The organism is Gemmatimonadaceae bacterium, assembly GCA_036273715.1.
Lineage (GTDB): Bacteria > Gemmatimonadota > Gemmatimonadetes > Gemmatimonadales > Gemmatimonadaceae > JADGGM01.
Genome location: DASUHB010000034.1, coordinates 30,794 through 49,158 on the forward strand (window position 1 = coordinate 30,794; position 18,365 = coordinate 49,158).

Sequence of the window (18,365 nt, forward strand, 5' to 3'; positions counted from 1 at the left end):
TTGCGGGTGCTCACGCCCCGCCCCGGCCGCTTGCGCGAACCCGGGCGGGGCGCAGTGTTAGGCGCCCGCGAGGTCACACTCACGATCGCCCACGAGGTCGCCATGCGTCGGTTCCTGATCGCCGTCGGTATCGCTGCGTTCGTCGCCAGCGGATGTGTCGCGCGACGCGCACACTACCAAGCCAACGCCTTCGAGTGGACGGGCTCTGTTCCAGCCGGCCAGTGGCTGCATGTCCACAACTTGAATGGCACCATCAACGTCGTCGCCGGCACGGACGCCAACGTCGAAGTGCACGCCTCCAAGAAGTGGACGCACGGTGGCGATGAAGTGCATTTCGTGAAGAACGTCGGACCGGACGGCGTCACCATCTGCGTGCTCTACCATAGCGGCGACGACTGCAGCGCCGATCAGTCTTCGAGAAGCAGCAGACATCATGGCCTCTTCTCTTTCCACAGTAGCTCCGATGCGCAGACGGATTTCGTCATCGACGTGCCCCCGGGCGTCAACCTCGAGCTGGCCAACATCAGCGGGTCAGTTCAAGCGTCGGGCACCTCCGGAACCGTCGACGCCAGAGTCGTCAACGGCGAAATCAACGTCGCCTCTCACGAGGGCGCGCTGGACCTGGTCACCGTCAACGGCAGTGTGACCGCAGCTCTCGACACGTTGCCGGCAACCGGCGACATCTCGCTCAAGACGGTCAACGGGTCGGTCACGGCGGTACTGCCGTCGGCGCTCAATGGGTTCGTGAGCTTCGAGACTGTCACCGGGCACATCAGCGACGCCTTCACCGCCACCAGCAACGACCCGCCGAGTGCCAAGAAGTTCGACGGCACCATCGGAACCGGCGGCTCACGCCACGTGACGTTGTCGACGGTCAACGGCAGCGTGTCGCTGCTCAAGCACGCCTGAGCAGCGCTGCCTAACGAGATGCGAAGCGGGGTGGCCGGCATCTGCCGGCCACCCCGCGCTCCATCCCTGGCACGATCCGACCTACATCTCGGCGGCCAGGTCTCCCAAGACAGTCGCCGTCACCAGACCCGACCCGCCGCTCACCGGGCGAAAATCGCGCCGCGGCTCGAATCGCTCGGCCCGCAGACTTGCCAGTTCAATGCGCGATACATCCAGCGTCTTCCACCCATGCTCGGCCGTGTCGTTCCCGAATCCGCTGACTTGATACGCCTCGAGAACCTCGGTGCCGTCAGGCTTTCGAAGAATCGCGTGCGGCTGGACTGCGAACGGAGCGCCACCGGCATACGAGAGATCGAGCACACGCCGGTCTTCGAGTGCCTGCATGATGATGTCGCGGTACACATCTCCTCCAAAGCGAATCTCAATCCGGTCCGACGGCGCGGGACGCGTTGCAATGAGCTTACAATTCAGACGCCGCGTGCGCTAGCGACGACGCGAGCCAGCGTAGCGCCTTGCATGCCGACTGGTACATTTGGCGCGTGCCGCTGCACAGCCGACTCTCCGGAACCGCGAGACGTGTTTCGCTCGCGCTCGCCTCGCTGGCCTTGCTTGCCGCCGCGGCCACCGTGCACGCGCAGGACTCCTCCTCGACGCACACATCGAGCCCGCGACCGACGGCAAGCACCACTTCGGCGCCTCGCGAAGGTACCACGGCCAACGATAGCACCTCAGCCGACTCGGCTCGTGCCCGAGCAGATCGCGAGCGCTCGCAAGCGCGGCGTGCCTTCCGCGCGCGATTCGCGATCGGATTCGTGTCCAGCATTCTCGCGCACGAGACTGGTCACGTGATCGCGGCGCTCGCGGTTGGCGGCCGCCCCACGTTCGGGTTCAACAAATTTCGCCCAACGATCTATTCCGGCATCGACGCAAGCCTCCACCCGACGAAGCAGTTTATCTTCTCGAGCGCGGGCCTCACGGTGCAATCGCTGCTCGACGAAACGATTCTCGACGTTCCGCACCGCGGTGGGTCCGCCTTCGAGCGGGGCGTTCTCGCGGGCGGCATTGGCACGGTGCTTTTTTACATCACGCTCGGCCGCAACGGTACGGTGAGTGACGTCGCCTACATGGCCCAGACGTCGAAGTTGTCCAAAGATCAGGTGTCGTTGATTTATGGTGCCATCGCGGCATTGCACGCGGTGCGAATTCATGGCAAGGCAGAGTACGCGCACTTCTTCACGGCGCCGGGTGACCGCGGCGGCGTCAAGATCGGCATGCGCATCGACGGCGACCTGGGCCGCTGATCGCGCGAGCGATCACCGAGGCAGCTCGTAAATCGCGCCGTCGTGTGTGCGCACCACGACGTGAATTGGCGGCGGCACCAGCTGCATCAACGCGGTCGCCGATACCGCGAAACGGCTCGAGCGGTTGAACGCCACAATAAGCCCGTGCGTCTGCGCGACCACGACCGCGAACGCACGGGCAGTGTCCGGCGTCGGCGCTGTCGGCATGAGCCGAGCCCATCGATTCGCGTGGAAGTAGAGTGCAGTTGGATAGTTCGTGTACAACGCACGGCCAGCAGCGTGGTCGCGCACCCACGCGATGAGCGGAGAGCCGAACCAGCTCTCGTCCGCATAGTCGTTGCCCGTGTCGACAGCGTAGGCTCCCTCCTGCGCCGTGGCCCAGGCCGACGCGCCCGCCCAACTCACGAGCAGAACAGCCGCGACGATGCGCGCCGTCCGACGCCAGACGCGCCAACCGTTGCTCAGCGTGATCACGATGGCGACGATCGCCAGCAGCATGAGCGGCGACAGGAGCCGCTCGTCTAACGGAATCCCCGGATCGGCAAATAGCCTCGCCATGACGACGACCGCGACGTAGCACGCCGCGACCACCAGCGTCGCCGCGACTGCGAACGCCGCACGGGGACCCGGCGGCCCGCTCCCAGCCGCGCGCGACCACGTGCCCGACAGCCGCTCGCGCACCGACCATCTCCGCATGGCGTCGCGCGCCAGGACCAGGAGCGCGCACGCGGCCACGATCGCCGGAGCAAGGCGCCACAGTCCGCCGACGAGCGGTGCGCTCCACCCGACCAGCGTGCGCACGCCTTCGTGCAGCGTCGGAGCGATCTGGCCGTAGACCTTGAACTCGCGAATACCTCCGCCGTTAGTTTCCAGACGCGTGCGAATCATCCATGCGCCTAACGCAATCGCGCCCGGAACCAGCGCCGCCACCGCGCGTCGGACACGCTCGCGGAGTGTCCCGGGCAGCAGCAGCGACCACGCGCCCACCGCGGCGATCACGGACACGCCGGCGTAGCGCACCATCGCCGCCGCGGCGGCGCCGAGCCCGGCCCACAGCGGGGAGCGCGGACGCCAGACCATGCACGCCAGCGTTGCGAGCATCAGCGCGAAAAAGAGCGGCTCGCTCAACACGTCGAGGAACACGTAGGACACGGCCGGCGTCACGGCGACCGCGATGGCGGCCACCGTTCCGGCCGCACGCCCTTCCGCCCAACTGACGAACAGGAACACCATCCCGATCGTCACCAGCGCGGCGACCCCGTTCACGACACGGGCTGCCTGCAGCGGATCGACGCCTAACGCCACCGGCGCCGCCAGCACTGTCGACAGTCCCGGCGGAAAATGCGTCAGCGGGTCGACGCTGTCCGGGGTGTCCCAGCTGTCGTCAGGAACCTGGAACGTCCCGTGCGCCGCGAACGACTTGGCGGCCGACACGTACTGGACCGCGTCCGGGTCGAGGCCCGGGCCGGCCGGCTGCGTCCAGTTGAAAACAAACCAGCACGCGATGGCGCCGAGCAGCACCGCCAGCGGGACGCGGAAGGTGGGACGGCGAGTGATCGGCGTTCGAGAAGTCATGCCGGGCCGAAGTATACCCAAAAGAGCGGTTCGCCGAAGTCGTCTCGCCGCGCCATGGCCGTGGGGAGTCTGTCGTCCAAGGCCAGTTCCGCGTATCGTGTAAACGCCTCCACGACCTGCATCATGGTCACCATCCAGACGCTTGGCGGTTTGTGCTTGCGCGGAGCCGTCGGCTTCGACGGTGCATCCGGCGACAACCAGCGCGCGCTGGCGTTGCTGGCGTTGCTGGCTGTTGCCGGTGAGCATGGCGTCGCCCGCGATCGCGCGCGCGATCTCTTGTGGGCCGACGCTGCGCATGACGCGGACCCGTTGCCGCCCGTTCTGGAGTCGATCCGGCGAGAGGTTGGGGACGCCGCCGTGTTCACCGACGTCGTGCTGCGCCTTGACTCGTCGGTGCTCCGGTCGGACGTCGGCGAATTCGAGAGGGCGCTCGACGGACGCGACGCGAGGACGGCCGTCGCGCTGTATGCTGGTCCGTTTTTGCGCGGATTTTCGCTTCCCGATGCGCCGTCCTTCGACGCATGGGCAGGCCGCGAGCGTGAGCGTCTCGAGCGGCGGCAGCGGACGGCGCAGGCGATGCTCGCGTTGCGATCGACGCCGACGGGCCGTACGGCCGGCATCCCGGCCATCAAGCGATCAGGGTCGCCCGGCGGCCGCACGCCGCCGTCGGTCGAGGCGGTCCCGTCCGGTCTCGTCGCCAGTCGAGAGCGGGGGGCGATCATTGGCGGCCGGTATCGGGTGTTGAGCGAGTTGGGCCGCGGCGCCATGGCCACCGTCCTTCTGGCGCGCGACATCAAGCACGAGCGCGATGTCGCCATCAAGTTCGTGCGATCCGACGCTGCGGATGCGCATGGATTGGCGCGCTTCCAGCGCGAGATCGCGGTGGTCGCCGGTCTCCAGCATCCGCACATCCTGCCGCTGCACGATTCGGGCGAATCCGGCGGCTCGCTGTACTACGTGATGCCGTACATTGCCGGCGAGTCGCTGCGCGAGCGGCTGGCCGCCGCCCGAATCCTTCCGTTAGGCGAAGCGCTCCGGCTGGCGCGCGAGGCCGGCGACGCCCTCGCGTACGCGCACGCCCACGGCGTGATCCACCGCGACGTGAAGCCGGCCAACATTCTCCTCTCCGGCGGACACGCGCTGGTCGCGGACTTCGGCATCGCCCGCGGCGCGCCGCACCCGTCCGGCCGGCGCCTGACGGATGACGGCTACGCCGTCGGCACGCCGGCCTACATGAGCCCCGAGCAGGCCTCCGGCGATCCGGTCGACGCGCGCAGCGACGAATACAGCCTCGCCTGCGTGCTGTACGAGATGCTCGCCGGGGCGCCGCCGTTCCCGGGCTCGCGCACCGAGTCCGCGCTCGCCCAACGCTTTCTCGCCGACGCGCCGCCGTTAGGCGACAAGCGGCCCGACGCGCCGCCCGCCGTCGCCCGCGCCGTCGCGACCGCGCTCGCCCGCGCCCCCGCCGCTCGCTACCCCGGCGTCGCCGAGTTCCTCGCGGCGCTCGAGGCGCCGACAGATGGACCGCCCGCCATCCGCTTCTCCCGCATCCGTCGCTGGCTCGGTCGCTCCTAGCCTGGGCGAGGGGTTGCCTCGTCCCCCGTCGCCGCCGTAAGAATGCAGTGGCTGACGCGCGCATCCGCCCGGTTGACGCGCCCCCGATCTACTGAAGTGGAGTGACCCGTGACATCGCTCGATACCGAGCGCGTCCGCGCGCCGCGCGGAACGACGCGCTCCTGCAAAGGTTGGCAGCAGGAAGCCGCGCTCCGCATGCTCATGAACAACCTCGACCCGGACGTGGCCGAGCGACCCGAGGACCTCGTGGTGTACGGAGGAACGGGGAAAGCAGCGCGCGACTGGGCGTCGTTCGACGCGATCGTCGCCACCCTGCGCCGACTCGAGAACGACGAGACGCTGCTCGTGCAGAGCGGCAAGCCGGTGGGGGTGTTCCGGACGCATCCCGGTGCGCCGCGCGTACTCATCGCGAACGCGAATCTCGTCGGCCGTTGGGCCACCTGGGACGTGTTCCGCGAGCTCGAGCGTCAGGGCCTAACAATGTACGGGCAGATGACGGCCGGCTCGTGGATCTACATCGGCTCGCAGGGCATTCTCCAGGGCACGTACGAGACGTTCGGCGCAGTCGCGCGGCAGCACTTTGGCGGCACGCTTGCCGGCCGGCTGGTGCTCACGGCCGGACTCGGCGGGATGGGCGGCGCGCAACCGTTGGCGGCGACGATGCACGGGGCGGCATTTTTAGGCATCGAGGTCGATCCGGCGCGCATTGCGAAACGCGTCGCCACCGGCTATTGCGATCGCCAGACCGCGAGTCTCGACGACGCGCTGGCGTGGGTTGCCGAGGCGAAGGCGGCGCGCAGGGCGCTGTCGGTGGGGCTGGTCGGCAACGCCGCCGAAGTCGTGCCGGAGCTCGTGCGGCGCGGCGTCGTGCCCGATGTGCTGACGGACCAGACCAGCGCGCACGATACCCTCAACGGCTACGTGCCCGCGGGCATGTCCCTCGAGGCCGCGGCAGCGCTGCGGCGCACGGACGCGGCGCAGTACGTTAGGCAGGCGACGGCGTCGATCGTCGAGCACGTGCGCGCGATGCTCGCGCTGCGCGCCCGCGGCGCGATCACGTTCGACTATGGCAACAACCTGCGCACGGTGGCGCACGACGCGGGCCTCGCTGACGCGTTTGCCTTCCCGGGCTTCGTGCCCGCGTACATGCGACCGCTCTTTTGCGAAGGCAAGGGACCGTTCCGTTGGGTCGCGCTGTCCGGCGATCCCAAGGATCTCGCGCGCACCGATGAGCTCGTGCTCGAGCTGTTCCCGGACGACGAGCATCTGGTGCGGTGGATCACGCTCGCCCGCGAGAAGGTGCAGTTCCAGGGATTGCCGGCCCGCATCTGCTGGTTAGGCCAGGGCGCGCGGGCGCGCTTTGGCGTCGCCCTCAACGACCTCGTGGCCAACGGCGAGATCTCGGCGCCGATCGTCATCGGCCGGGACCATCTCGACACGGGCAGCGTCGCATCGCCGTTCCGCGAAACCGAAGCGATGCGCGACGGCAGCGACGCGATCGCCGATTGGCCGATCCTGAATGCGATGCTCAACGTGGCCAGCGGCGCATCATGGGTCTCGTTCCATCATGGCGGCGGCGTGGGCATCGGCAATTCGCTGCACGCCGGCCAGGTGATCGTCGCCGATGGAACGCCGGAAATGCGCGTGCGGCTCGAGCGCGTGTTGACCAACGATCCCGGCATCGGCGTGGCTCGCCACGCGGACGCGGGCTACGACATCGCGGTGCGGACGGCGCGGGAACAGGACATCGACATTCCGATGCTCGACCGCTGAGCGATTCGCTCACCCGTTAGGCTTCACGCCAGTTCGCCGGCGAGATGCCCCGCACAGACGGTTGCTTTGCAGGCGTTCGGGCGAAAGTTGTACAGCCAGTGGTCGATGCTCGGCGAGTCGAGCACCAGGAAGTCGGCCCGCTTCCCCGGCTCGAGTGACCCGATCTCGGCCTCGAGGCCCACCGCACGCGCGGCGTAGATCGTCGCGCCCTTGAGCGCCTCCGCCGGCGTCATGCGCTGCATCGTGCACGCGAGGGTGAGCGCGAGCGGCAGGTGATAGCTCGGAGCCGAACCAGGATTGAAGTCGGTCGCAACCGCGACGGGGACTCCAGCCGCAATGAACTTTCGCGCCGGCATTGGCGCTTGGCCGAGGTAGAGCGCTGCTAACGGAAGGCTGACGGCGACGACGCCGGCGCGCGCCATGGCCGCGATGCCGGCATCCGATGCATGCTCGAGATGGTCCGCCGAAATCGCGTGCATCTCGGCGGCAAAGGCGGCGCCGCCGCCGTCGCTCAACTGGTCCGCATGCACCTTTGCCGCGAGCCCCGCCTCCTGCGCCGCGCGCAAAATGCGGCGTGCTTCATCGACCGTGAACGCGCCGCGCTCCACGAACACATCGCAGCACGTCGCGAGGCGCTCCTGCGCCGCCGCCGGAATCATCTCGTTGATCACCAGATCGACGTACGCATCGCGCCGGTCGTGCATCTCGGCCGGCACCGTGTGTGCGCCTAACAGAGTGGGCACGATGCGCTGCGGCCCATCCGCCGCCAGGCCGCGGTAGACCCGCAGGATGCGCAGTTCTTCCGCCGGCGTCAGCCCGTAGCCGCTCTTGCACTCCACGGTCATTACGCCTAACGAGAATATCTCGGCGAGAAACGATGCACATTTGTCGAACAGGGCCTCGGAGGAAATCGCGTGCGTTTGCGCGACCGTCGCGGCGATGCCGCCGCCCTCGGCGGCGATCTCCTGGTACGTGCGACCGTTGATGCGCTCGACGAATTCGTTCGCGCGCCACCCGCCGAAGGCGAGATGCGTGTGGCAGTCGATGAGGCCGGGAATCACCACCGGCGTCGACATGCCGAGGTTCGCCGGCGTTTCCTCGGCGTACGCGGCTGGGAGGTCCTCGTCCCGCCCGACCCAGGCGATGCGTCCGTCCGCCCACGCCAGCGCGGCGTTCGTGATCGGATGGATCTCGCCCTGGCCGCCGTCCGCGGCGCAGGTGGCCAACATGCCGATGCGTCGCATGACAGGCACGGTATGATCTCAGCTGTTCACGGTATGGATGCCTGACTAACGAATCTCCGGGCCGCCGCGACGATTGTCCACCACGAACCGATCGCGGGCCGGCATGCGCACACGCGGAAGCGTGCGTGCATCGATCGTGGCTGTGTCGGCGATGATCTCGTTTCGCCATAGCAGAAACGCCGCCAAGGCGTATACTTCGTTAGGCTTGAGCGATCCCGGCGCGTCGTACGGCATGGCCCGGTTGATGTAGTCGTACACGGTCGTCGCGTACGGCCAGTAATTCCCGATGGTCCGAACGAGCGATGCATCGCGGCCGAACGGAAAGCCCTGTCTGGGTTCCCTGCCGACTAGGCGGTCGAACGGGCCTTCGACGCCCGTCGGTCCGTGACACCGCGCGCATCGCTGTCGAAAGATCGCTGCGCCCTGCACCGCCGTCCCGCTGCCGGCGGGCAGTCCGATGCCGTCCGGCATCACCGTGACGTCCATCGCCCGGATCTCTTCGGTCGTCGCGGGGCGGCCGAGTGCGTAGTGGGCCGGCGGGCCGGGGCGATGATCGGCTCGCCTAACGTGGGCCGGCGCGCCGGCGGCCACGGCGAGGAGCGCCGTTCTGAGGATTCCGGCTCTCGTCATCCGTCGGCTCTGAACGTCACGCTGCCATCGCCGCCGACGTGCCACGCGCGAATATTATTGAAGTGGTAGCGCGTGCCAGTCCCTCTCGCGGCGCGCAGCTGGGCCAGCGTCGGTTGGACGTAGCCCGTCTCGTCGGTTGCGCGGCTCATCAGCACGGCCTCCCGTCCGTCCCATTTCCAGGGAAACGAGAACCGCGTGTGACACTTGGGCAGCACCGGCTGCTGGAGGACCGCCGGCGACCAGGTCTGGCCGCCGTTGGTCGACACGTCGACGCGCGTGATGCGCCCGCGACCGCTCCACGCCAGGCCGGTGACATCCCACCAGCCGCGGTCCGTGAGCGTCGCCGGAAACGCAGGGAACGTGATGATCGACTTGGCGTCCATGACGAACGAGAACATTCGCGCCGTTCCGTTAGGCAACGGATCCGTGTATTTGGATGTCTCGTCGCGCGTCATGAACGGCCGGTCCGCAAATTCGAGGCGCCGGATCCACTTCACGTTGGTGTTTCCTTCCCACCCGGGCAGCAGCAGGCGCGCCGGATACCCTTGTTCGGGCCGCAACGCGTCACCGTTCTGCGCATAGGCGATCATCGCATCGTCCCGGGCCTTCTCGACCGGGATGCTCCGCGCCATGAGGCCGGCATCGCCTCCTTCGGCGAGGAACCATGTCGCGCGCGGCTGCACGCCCACCTCTCGCAAGAGCGTCGCCACGGAGACGCCCGTCCATTCGCTCGTGCTGGTGAGGCCGTCCACGAGCTGCGGCGATTGATCCCGGCGCATGTTCCGGTAGGCAGATTCGCCGTTGCCCGAGCACTCGAGAAAATGAAATCGCGAGACCGCCGGAAACCGCTTGAGCGCGGCCAGGTCGAAGACGGTGGGGCGATCGACCATGCCGTGGATCAACAACGTGTACTGATGCGGGTCGATGACCGCCACGCCCGCGTGGTGCCGTTCATAGTGGAGGTCGGACGGCGTCACGATGCCGTGCAGATCCTGGAGCGGCGTCATCGATATCTCGTGCAGCGCGCCGCCGACGACCCGCTGGATCCGTTCGTTCGGCGCGCGCACGCCGACGGCGGTGGCCGATCTGCCTAACGGACGCGAATGGACGGGCGGCGCTGCGGCTTGTCCGAGCACGCCGCGGTCGAGCATCGCCAGTCCAATCGCCGCCGCCGTGCCGGCGACCAGGCGTCGACGGGTCAGGTCGGCGGCATCCCGTGGCCTGCGTGGCTGATCGCTCATCTCGCGTTGGGTGGCGGCGTTGGCTAAACGCTCGCCTCCGTGACCCGCCTTGGCAAGGCGGCTACGGCGCCGGCGACCGCCGGCACGCGAAACGTCACCGGCAGCGTGATGCCGATGTCGGGCAGCGCACGCGACACCACCCACCCGCGCAAGAACGGGCTGTCGAATTCGTACCGCGCGCCGCGCTCCTCCCGGATGAGGCGTCCGGCATCGACCAGCGCGGCCAGCGCCTGCGACACTGCGCTGCTCGACGCGAGCCCGAAGCGGCCGCTCGTCTCGGCCGACGTGAGTCCTTCGCCGGCGACCGCGAGCGCGCGCAGCACGTTCTGCTGATGTGGCGTGAGCTGCTGCCAGAAATCGGCGAACGCATCGTCGCGCTCGGCCACGCCGTCGGCGAACGCGAGGTCGGCGTCGCCCGCGTCTGCTTTCCCGGCGGCGGCGGTGCGATCGAAGCAGGTGCGTGCAACCTGCGTGATGTCGCGGGTGCGCGGCCCCGCGATCTCCATGATGCGTGCGCCGACGCCCTCACACGTCACGCCGGCGCCGCGCATCCGCTGTTCGATCCACGAGGCGAAGTAGCCGGGGTCGATCGGGCCGAAGTAGAGCACATCGAGCATGTCGTAGAACGCGCGGCCCGGCTCGATCATGCGGCGAATGAGATGCGGTTTGGAACCGGCGAGCACGTAGCTCACGTGGTCGTGGCGCTGGATGATGCCGCGCAGATGCCACTCGGCGTCCTCGCCGCCGAAGCGGGCGATGTCCTGGAATTCGTCGAGCACGAGCCCGATGGTCGCGCCGCGATCGCGCGCCAGATCGTTCACCGCATCGAGCACGCTGCCTAACGTGGCCCGCTGGTCCTCGAGGTCGGCGCGGCGGAGCTGCAGCGAGATGCTGGGCAGGAGGAGTCCGCTGGCGCGGTCGTGCGTGAGCGAGACGGTGGCCTGGAGCCGCGACGCGAGGTCGGCCGCCACGTTCTTCCACCGTTTGCCTAACGCAGCGGCCGCGCCCTGGAGGATGCGGGTGGAGACGTCGGCCACGGTCGATGCCGTGGACAGGTCGGCCACGAAAGCGTGGCCGCGCTGGCGGTTCACCTGCTCGACCGCCAGCGCGAGCGCCGAGCTCTTGCCCATGCGGCGGTAGCCGTAGACGAGCAGTTTGCTCGCCGGCCGCCGGAGGGCGTCGCGGATGCGCGTGAGCTCGGCGACGCGGTCGGTGAAGAATTCGCCGGTGACGAGCCCGTGGATGCGGAACGGATTCTCGGCCATGAGAGGTCTCGCGGGTGCTGTCGCGTAGTGCCACCTTACTAAGCAACCGCTTAGTAAGCTGCTCCTGAGGGGCAAATCGCCCCTGGAGTGTCTCTTGTCTCTTCGGTATCTATTCGGTATCATCGTTTCCCCGCAACCCCCAGCAGTCTTATGCAGCAGCCCGCTCTTTTTTCAGCCGCCGTCGAACGCTCTCTCCGCCAATTGCCGGTCATCGGCGAGCAGCGCGACATCACGTACTACGGCAGCCATGCCCGGAGCATCATCAACGGGCCCGAGATTACGGGGATGGGGTTCTGGTCGATCAACCCCTACATCGGCTGCGCGTTCGGGTGCGCGTACTGCTATGCCCGCTACGCGCACCGTTACGTGATGGAGCGCGCCACCGCCGCCGACCGGCTGACCGGTGCCGCCGAGCAGGATGTCGGGGGAGGGCGCATTCCGCCTTGGTTGGCGTTCGAGCGCCACATCTTCGTCAAGCGCAACGGGCCCGAGTTGCTGGCGCGCACGCTTCGCCATGGGAGCGATCGTTTCCGCGCGCTCGCCGAAGGCGACTGGATCGCCATCGGAACGGCGACGGATCCGTATCAGCCGGCCGAGCGCCGGTTCGCGATCACGCGCGGCATTCTCGAGGTGCTGGCCGAGCATCCCGGGCTGCACGTCTCGATCACCACCAAGAGTCCGTTAGTCACTCGCGACGTGGACGTGCTGGCGCGCATCGCCCGGCATTCGGCGATCAGCGTGCACGTGTCGTTGATCACGGTGAACCGGTCGTTGGCGCGCCGGCTCGAGCCGCGTGCGCCGACGCCGGATGCGCGGCTGCGGGCGATCGCGCGGCTGCACGACGCCGGCGTGGCGGTGAGCGTGAACTGCATGCCGGTGCTGCCGGGCATCACCGATCATCCGCGCGATCTCGAGGCGCTGGTGAGGTGTGTGGCCGACGCGGGGGCGTCGCACATCTCGACGGGGGCGCTGCGGTTGCAGCACGAGGCGCGCAAGCGGTATCTCCCGTTCATCGCCCAGGAGTTTCCGGAGCTCGCGCCGCGCTACGCGCGCGCGTATGCGCACGCGTATCTCCCGGGCGACCTCTATCGCGAGCGGCTGGCGGCGCTCATGGCCCGGCTCTGCCGCGCGCACGGCCTGCGCCGCAAAACCTACGAGGGCGACGACGCCGAGGCCGAGGCCGAGGCCGCCGATTCGCCTAACGACACGTCGGGCGAGACCGACGCGGCGTCCGAGGCCGGTCTGCAGCTCTCGCTGGCGTTGTGAGCCGGCCATGACGGCAGCCGCATCCGCGCTCGTTCCGGCCGTCGCGTCGCCGGTCATCGCGAGTGCCGCCGAGCGCCGCCGCGCGGTGGCCGAGCTGCGCAAGCTGTTGCCGAACGACGCATCGCCCGCCGCGGCGACGGGGCTTTCCACGGGCATCGCCGCGCTCGACGCCGCGCTGGCCAAGCACGGCGTGCCCCGCGGCCGGCTCACCGAGCTCCTCGGCCGGTACGGCAGCGGGAAGACGACGCTCCTCCGCGAGCTGGCCCACGCCACCGTGCGCCGCGGGTTAGGCGTGGCCTACGTGGACGCCGCGCGTGCTCTCGCCCCGCGCGACTGGGCATCGCTCGGCGCGGGCGATGGGTTCTGGGTGGTGCGGCCGCGCGATCCGGCGCGCGGGGCGTGGTGCGCCGACGTCCTGCTGCGCGGCGGGGCGTTCGCGCTCGTGGTGCTCGACGGCGCGCCGCCGCTCTCGCCGCCGGTGGCCACGCGGCTCCTCCGGTTGGCGCACGACACGAATACCGCGCTGGTGGTGACCGGCGTGGGCGATGCCGCGCCGGGCTCGCGGCTCGCCGGCGCGCTCCGGCTCCGCCTCGCGCGCACGCGACAACGACGACGACACGCGATTGCCATCACGATCGAGAAAGGAGGACGTCGAACAACCGTGGAGGTCGAGTATGTCGTCAGTGTGGCGCGTCGCGTGTGTCCGCATCCCGAGGTTCCCGATCGCCGCGGCGTGGAGCGCCCGCGCAGCGGGCGCCGAATGCCTAACGCCGGCGAGCCGGCGGCGCGCCCCGTCCTCGCCCGCTCCCGGCGCGCCGCCGAGCCGCCCGAGTTCGCCGAGCAGCTCGTGGGCGCCGGTGTGGGATGAACAGCCCTTGGCACTGGTGGATGGAACGCGGCTGCGGGCCGTGTCGTCGGCGGCGTCGCGCGCGCGCGTGCGGCCCGGCATGACGGTGCCCGAAGCGCGGGCGGTGTGCGCGGAGCTGACGGTCCTCCAGTGGTATGATGATACGATCATTGCCGAGGCCACCGCCGTCACGGCGGCGCTCCTTGCTGCCAGCCCCCAGGTGACGCCGGTCGCCGGCGAGCCGGGCCTGTGGTGGGTGGGCGCGACGGGCTTCGATGCGTTAGGCGGCGAGCGCGCGCTCGCCCGCGCGCTCGCGAGCCTCGCCGGGCGCTGGCACCCCAAAGCGCGCGTGGCCATCGCCGGCTCGTGCGTCGCCGCGCGCGCCGCCACCTGGGCCGTGGGCGCCACCACCGGCCCCGTGCGCATCCCGTTAGGCGGCGACGCCCGCTACCTGGCCCGCGCCCCGCTCGCCCTCATCCCCATGGATGACGAGATGCGCGAGACGCTCGCCGCGCTGGGCATGCGCGACGCCGGCGCGCTCGCCGCCCTCGAACCGGACGACGTCGAACGCCGCTGGGGCGACGTCGGACTCGCCGCCTGGCGCCTCGCGCGCGGCGAAGACGATCGCCGCCCCGTCCTCTCCCGCCCCGCCGCGCCGCGCACTGTGGATGCCGAGCTCGCCGCGTCCACGCCGACCATGGAACCCGTGTTGTTCCTCGTCCGCGCGGCGTTGGACTCTCTCGCGTCGGCGCTCGTGGCCGATGGGCGCGCCGCCGCCGTCGTCGCGATCACCCTCACGCTCGACGACGCGCGGAGCGCCATGCCCCAGGCCGGCGCGCGGGCCCACACGGTGACGCGCGAAACCCGCATCCCGCGCCCAACGGCCCGCGCCGCCCACCTGTTCGACCACTGCCGCGCGTTGCTCGAACGATGGCCGCTCACCGCGCCCGCCTGCGGCGTCCGCGTGTCGATCACCGCCACGGCGCCGCTCACCGGCGAGCAGGGCGACCTGCTCGCCAGCGAATGGCGCGACCCGTCCGCCATCGACGCCGCGCTCGCACGGCTGCGCGCTGAGTTAGGCGCAGACGGCGTGGTCCAACCCGTCGCGCGCGACGCGCACGCACCGGAACGCGCCGGCGCCTGGGTGTCGGACGGCGCCGGATCCGCCGCCGACGATGATGGCGCCGGCGCGCCCGATGCCCCAAACGCCGATGGCGACCGCAGCGCCCTGCGCCTGCTCGAGACGCCGGAGCCGGCCCAAGTCGCCTGCGACGGCGACGCGCCGCGCGCCGTGCGCTGGCGCGGACGCCGCATCGCGCTCGCGCACGTGACCGGCCCCGAGCGCTTGTCGGGCGACTGGTGGCGCGACGACCGGTACCGCCGCACGTACTGGCAGGGCGAAGGCGACGGCATGGAGCTCGTGTTGTTCCGCGAACGCGACGCCTGGTTCGTGCAGGGCTGGTATGACTGAGCCGCGCGCCGCGCCCGGGCCCAACGCCGAATACGTCGAGCTCCACTGCCACTCCGCGTATTCCCTGCTCGACGGCGCCTCGCACCCCGATGCGCTCGTGGCCCGCGCGCACCGCCTGGGCTTCTCCGCGCTCGCCCTCACCGACCACGATGAGTTAGGCGGGGCCGTCGCCTTCGCCCAGGCCGCCGACGACGTCGGGTTAGGCGGCATCATCGGCGCCGAAATCACCGTGAGGCACGAGGCGCCGCCCGACGCCGATGACTCCCACCTCGTGCTCCTCGCCGCGACGCGCGAGGGGTACGCCAACCTGTCCACGATCATCACCCGCGCGCGCATGGAAAGCGGCCGCGGCCAGCCCGGCGTGTCGCTCGACGTCGTGGCCCGACACGCCGCCGGCCTCTTCGCGCTCACGGGATGCCCACGTGGATGGGTGCCGCGCCGCATCGCACGCGGCGACCCCGACGGAGCATGCGAGGCCGCGGCCACGCTGCTCGACATCTTCGCCGGCCAGGTCGCCATCGAATGCTGGGACCACGGTCTCGACGACGAACGGCGACTCGTCCCGCAGCTCATGGCGATCGCGCGCGCCCTCGACATCCCCTGGGTAGTGACCAACGACGTGCACTACGCCGAGCCCCGCGGGCGGATCGTGCACGACGTGCTCGTCTCCCTCCGCCACCAGCGCACGCTCGACACGATGGGCACGCGCCTCAGGCCTAACGGCGAATGGTACTTGAAGAGCGCGCGGCAGATGGCGCGCCGCTGGCAGCAGTACCCCGAGGGGCTGCGCGCCACGCGCGACATCGCCGAGCGCTGTGCGTTCCGGATGTACGAGCTCGAACCCACCCTGCCGAAATTCCCGCTCCCCCCGGGCGTCACCGCCGATGAGTACCTGGCCCGGCTGGTCGAAGCCGGGGCGGCGGAACGCATCCCCGGATTCAGGGACGCGGCGGCCTATCGCGCCCAGATCGCCCACGAGCTCGACATCATCCGCAAGCTCGGCATGGCCGGCTACTTTCTGATCGTCTGGGACATCGTGCGCTTCTCGCGGCGCGAGGGCATCCTCTGCCAGGGCCGCGGCTCCGCCGCCAACTCGGTGGTCTGCTTCTGCCTCGGCATTACCGCCGTCGACCCGGTCAAGTTAGGCCTGCTCTTCGAGCGCTTCCTGAGCGAAGACCGCGAAGGCGCCCCCGACATCGACATCGACTTCGCCCACCGCGACCGCGAGCGCGTGCTCCAGTACGTGTACGACCGCTACGGCCGCGAACACGCCGCCATGGTGTGCGAGCAAATCACCTACCGCACGAAGTCCGCGATCCGCGATGCCGCGCGCGTGTTGGGCTTTTCCGTCGAGCAGGCCGATGCGCTGTCCCTCCACAGCGACCGGTTCCAGGACGAAGACCACGCCAGGCCCGACGCGCCCGCGCGGTCCCCGTTTCCCATGCCCGACACCGACGCCGCCGCGGCGTCGCTCGATGCCGCCGACCGCCGCGTCCGCGCGCTCCCCGCGATCGTCCGCGGCCTGCGCCGCATTCCGCGCCACCGCTCGATCCACGTCGGCGGCTTCGTCCTAACGGAAGAGCCGCTCTCGCACGTCGTGCCCATCGAGCCCGCCGCCATGGAGGCCCGCACCGTCATCCAATGGGAAAAGGACGACGTCGAAATCATGGGCCTCGTCAAGATCGATCTTCTGGGACTGGGCATGCTCACGCTCATCCAGGACTGTCTGCGCTACATCCGCGACACGCGCGGCCACACCGTCGACCTCGCCCGACTCGACTACACCGACCAGGCGGTGTACGACGACCTCTGCCGCGCCGATACGATCGGCGTCTTCCAGGTCGAAAGCCGCGCGCAGATGAACACGCTGCCGCGGCTCAAACCGCGGTGCTTCTACGACCTGGTCGTCGAAGTCGCGATCATCAGGCCGGGTCCCATCCAGGGCGAGATGGTGCACCCGTACCTCCGGCGCCGCGCCAACGAGGAAGCCGTCACCTACCCGCACCCGTCTGTCGCGCCGATCCTCGAGCGCACGTTAGGCGTCCCGCTGTTTCAGGAGCAGGGGATGCAGGTGGCGATCGCCGCCGCCGGCTTCACGCCCGGCGAAGCCGATGCCTTACGACGCGCGATGGGGCACAAGCGGAGCCACGAGCGCATGGCCGCGATCTGCGAGCGGCTCATCGAGGGCATGAAGCGCAACGGGATTCCCGAAGAAACCGCCCGCCGGATTTACAAGCAGATCAATGCCTTCGCCGACTACGGCTTCCCCGAATCGCACGCCGCGAGCTTCGCGTTGCTCGTGTACGCGAGCGCCTACCTCAAGCACTACTACGCACCCGAGTTCACGGCGGCGATCCTCAATGCCCAACCGATGGGCTTCTACTCGCCCGGCACGATCATCGAAGATGCGCGCCGCCACGGCGTGCCCATTCGCCCCGTCGATGCCTCGCGCTCGGCCTTCGAGTGCACGCTGGAGCGCGACCCGGCGACGCCCACGGCGTCCCCCGCCGTGCGGCTCGGCTTCCGGCTCATCAAGGGACTGGGATCCCGGTCGCGGGACCTGCTGGACGCCGCGCTGCGCACCGGCGGGCCGTTCCAGTCCATCGCCGACTTCGTTAGGCGATCGGGGCTGGACCGCCGCGCGCTCCGCGCGGTGGCCGAGTCGGGTGCGTTGGACGGCTTCGTGCCCGACGAACCGGATGCCCGCCGGCGGCGCGCCGCGATCTGGCGGATGCTCGAAACGTTCCGCGGCGAAGCCGGCGCGCTGGCGCCCAACCGCCCCAAGCTCGACGTGCCGGCGAGCGTGCCGGCCATGTCGACGCTCGAGCTCACCGCCGCCGACTACCGCCTCACCGGCGTGTCGTTCCACGGCCACCCGCTCAAGCACCTGCGGCCGATTCTCACGCCTAACGGAGTGCACACGGCGCGCGAGGTCCTCGCGCTCCCCGATGGCGCACGAAACGTCGCGATGGCGGGCCTCGTGATCTGCCGGCAGCGGCCGGGCACCGCCAAGGGATTCGTCTTCCTCACGCTCGAGGACGAGACCGGGCTGCTGAACGTGGTCGTGACGCCGAAGCAGTTCGAACGGCAGGCGCTGCTCATCACCACGGCGCCGCTCCTGCTCGTGCGCGGCGCGCTGCAGGTGGAGCAGCGCGTGGTCAATCTGCGCGGCGAGGTGTTTCGCGCCCTGCGCTTCGACGTCGGCGCCGAGGGCATCCGCCCGCACGATTTCCGTTAGGCATACGGCCGGCCGATGCGCCGGCCGGAA

General features: G+C 69.7%; 14 protein-coding genes. 8 read left to right on the top strand and 6 right to left on the bottom strand.

What is annotated here, in order from left to right; genetic code table 11:
* The first annotated feature begins 6 nt into the window (after positions 1 to 6).
* Positions 7 to 909 carry a DUF4097 family beta strand repeat-containing protein gene (locus VFW04_07815; protein HEX5179217.1) on the top strand — a complete coding sequence of 301 codons (903 nt, stop codon included), beginning with the start codon at positions 7 to 9 and terminating at the stop codon, positions 907 to 909.
* A gap of 81 nt (positions 910 to 990) precedes the next feature.
* On the opposite strand, the gene VFW04_07820 is transcribed toward VFW04_07815, so the two are convergent.
* A complete protein-coding gene (locus VFW04_07820; GenBank protein HEX5179218.1) occupies positions 991 to 1,311 on the bottom strand; it encodes a hypothetical protein in 321 nt (106 codons plus the stop codon).
* A gap of 410 nt (positions 1,312 to 1,721) precedes the next feature.
* Between VFW04_07820 and VFW04_07825 the strand changes: the two genes are divergently transcribed.
* Positions 1,722 to 2,210, top strand: a complete 489-nt coding sequence (locus tag VFW04_07825) for a hypothetical protein (protein HEX5179219.1) — start codon at positions 1,722 to 1,724, stop codon at positions 2,208 to 2,210.
* Between the two features lie 12 nt (positions 2,211 to 2,222).
* Here VFW04_07825 and VFW04_07830 read toward each other — a convergent pair whose 3' ends face one another.
* Positions 2,223 to 3,785 (bottom strand): hypothetical protein, encoded by a 1,563-nt coding sequence (locus tag VFW04_07830; GenBank protein HEX5179220.1) that lies wholly within the window; start codon positions 3,783 to 3,785, stop codon positions 2,223 to 2,225.
* 123 nt (positions 3,786 to 3,908) lie between these two features.
* On the opposite strand from VFW04_07830, the gene VFW04_07835 reads away from it, so the two are divergent.
* Positions 3,909 to 5,360 carry a serine/threonine-protein kinase gene (locus tag VFW04_07835; protein HEX5179221.1) on the top strand — a complete coding sequence of 484 codons (1,452 nt, stop codon included), beginning with the start codon at positions 3,909 to 3,911 and terminating at the stop codon, positions 5,358 to 5,360.
* 108 nt (positions 5,361 to 5,468) lie between these two features.
* Positions 5,469 to 7,133 carry a urocanate hydratase gene (gene hutU, locus VFW04_07840; protein HEX5179222.1) on the top strand — a complete coding sequence of 555 codons (1,665 nt, stop codon included), beginning with the start codon at positions 5,469 to 5,471 and terminating at the stop codon, positions 7,131 to 7,133.
* 23 nt (positions 7,134 to 7,156) lie between these two features.
* Here hutU and hutI read toward each other — a convergent pair whose 3' ends face one another.
* The 4 genes from hutI to VFW04_07860 are packed head-to-tail and all read right to left on the bottom strand — an operon-like array spanning position 7,157 to position 11,513.
* Complete coding sequence (gene hutI / locus VFW04_07845; GenBank protein HEX5179223.1) at positions 7,157 to 8,377, bottom strand: imidazolonepropionase; 1,221 nt, start codon at positions 8,375 to 8,377, stop codon at positions 7,157 to 7,159.
* A gap of 45 nt (positions 8,378 to 8,422) precedes the next feature.
* A complete protein-coding gene (locus VFW04_07850; GenBank protein HEX5179224.1) occupies positions 8,423 to 9,007 on the bottom strand; it encodes a cytochrome c in 585 nt (194 codons plus the stop codon).
* Positions 9,004 to 10,248, bottom strand: a complete 1,245-nt coding sequence (gene soxC, locus VFW04_07855; GenBank protein ID HEX5179225.1) for a sulfite dehydrogenase — start codon at positions 10,246 to 10,248, stop codon at positions 9,004 to 9,006. The genes VFW04_07850 and soxC overlap by 4 nt, the downstream gene beginning before the upstream one ends.
* Positions 10,249 to 10,271: 23 nt before the next feature.
* A complete protein-coding gene (locus tag VFW04_07860; GenBank protein HEX5179226.1) occupies positions 10,272 to 11,513 on the bottom strand; it encodes an ATP-binding protein in 1,242 nt (413 codons plus the stop codon).
* Between the two features lie 150 nt (positions 11,514 to 11,663).
* Here VFW04_07860 and VFW04_07865 point away from each other — a divergent pair, with 150 nt between their 5' ends.
* From VFW04_07865 to VFW04_07880, 4 genes are read left to right on the top strand one after another with little or no spacing between them, the layout of a single operon-like run.
* Positions 11,664 to 12,779 (top strand): radical SAM protein, encoded by a 1,116-nt coding sequence (locus VFW04_07865; GenBank protein HEX5179227.1) that lies wholly within the window; start codon positions 11,664 to 11,666, stop codon positions 12,777 to 12,779.
* A 7-nt stretch (positions 12,780 to 12,786) separates the two neighbouring features.
* Entirely contained in the window at positions 12,787 to 13,647 is an 861-nt protein-coding gene (locus VFW04_07870) for a hypothetical protein (GenBank protein ID HEX5179228.1), read from the top strand.
* Positions 13,648 to 13,654: 7 nt separating this feature from the next.
* Positions 13,655 to 15,097 (top strand): hypothetical protein, encoded by a 1,443-nt coding sequence (locus tag VFW04_07875; GenBank protein ID HEX5179229.1) that lies wholly within the window; start codon positions 13,655 to 13,657, stop codon positions 15,095 to 15,097.
* Entirely contained in the window at positions 15,090 to 18,335 is a 3,246-nt protein-coding gene (locus tag VFW04_07880; GenBank protein ID HEX5179230.1) for an error-prone DNA polymerase, read from the top strand. Before VFW04_07875 ends, VFW04_07880 begins: the two co-directional genes overlap by 8 nt.
* Positions 18,336 to 18,365: the final 30 nt, after the last annotated feature.

Excerpts from the sequence above, each read along its gene's own strand:
- VFW04_07830 (HEX5179220.1), bottom strand. The coding sequence starts at position 3,785 with ATGACTTCTCGAACGCCGATCACTCGCCGTCCCACCTTCCGCGTCCCG.
- VFW04_07835 (HEX5179221.1), top strand. The coding sequence starts at position 3,909 with ATGGTCACCATCCAGACGCTTGGCGGTTTGTGCTTGCGCGGAGCCGTC.
- hutI (HEX5179223.1), bottom strand. The coding sequence starts at position 8,377 with ATGCGACGCATCGGCATGTTGGCCACCTGCGCCGCGGACGGCGGCCAG.
- VFW04_07850 (HEX5179224.1), bottom strand. The coding sequence starts at position 9,007 with ATGACGAGAGCCGGAATCCTCAGAACGGCGCTCCTCGCCGTGGCCGCC.
- soxC (HEX5179225.1), bottom strand. The coding sequence starts at position 10,248 with ATGAGCGATCAGCCACGCAGGCCACGGGATGCCGCCGACCTGACCCGT.
- VFW04_07860 (HEX5179226.1), bottom strand. The coding sequence starts at position 11,513 with ATGGCCGAGAATCCGTTCCGCATCCACGGGCTCGTCACCGGCGAATTC.
- VFW04_07865 (HEX5179227.1), top strand. The coding sequence starts at position 11,664 with ATGCAGCAGCCCGCTCTTTTTTCAGCCGCCGTCGAACGCTCTCTCCGC.
- VFW04_07870 (HEX5179228.1), top strand. The coding sequence starts at position 12,787 with ATGACGGCAGCCGCATCCGCGCTCGTTCCGGCCGTCGCGTCGCCGGTC.
- VFW04_07880 (HEX5179230.1), top strand. The coding sequence starts at position 15,090 with ATGACTGAGCCGCGCGCCGCGCCCGGGCCCAACGCCGAATACGTCGAG.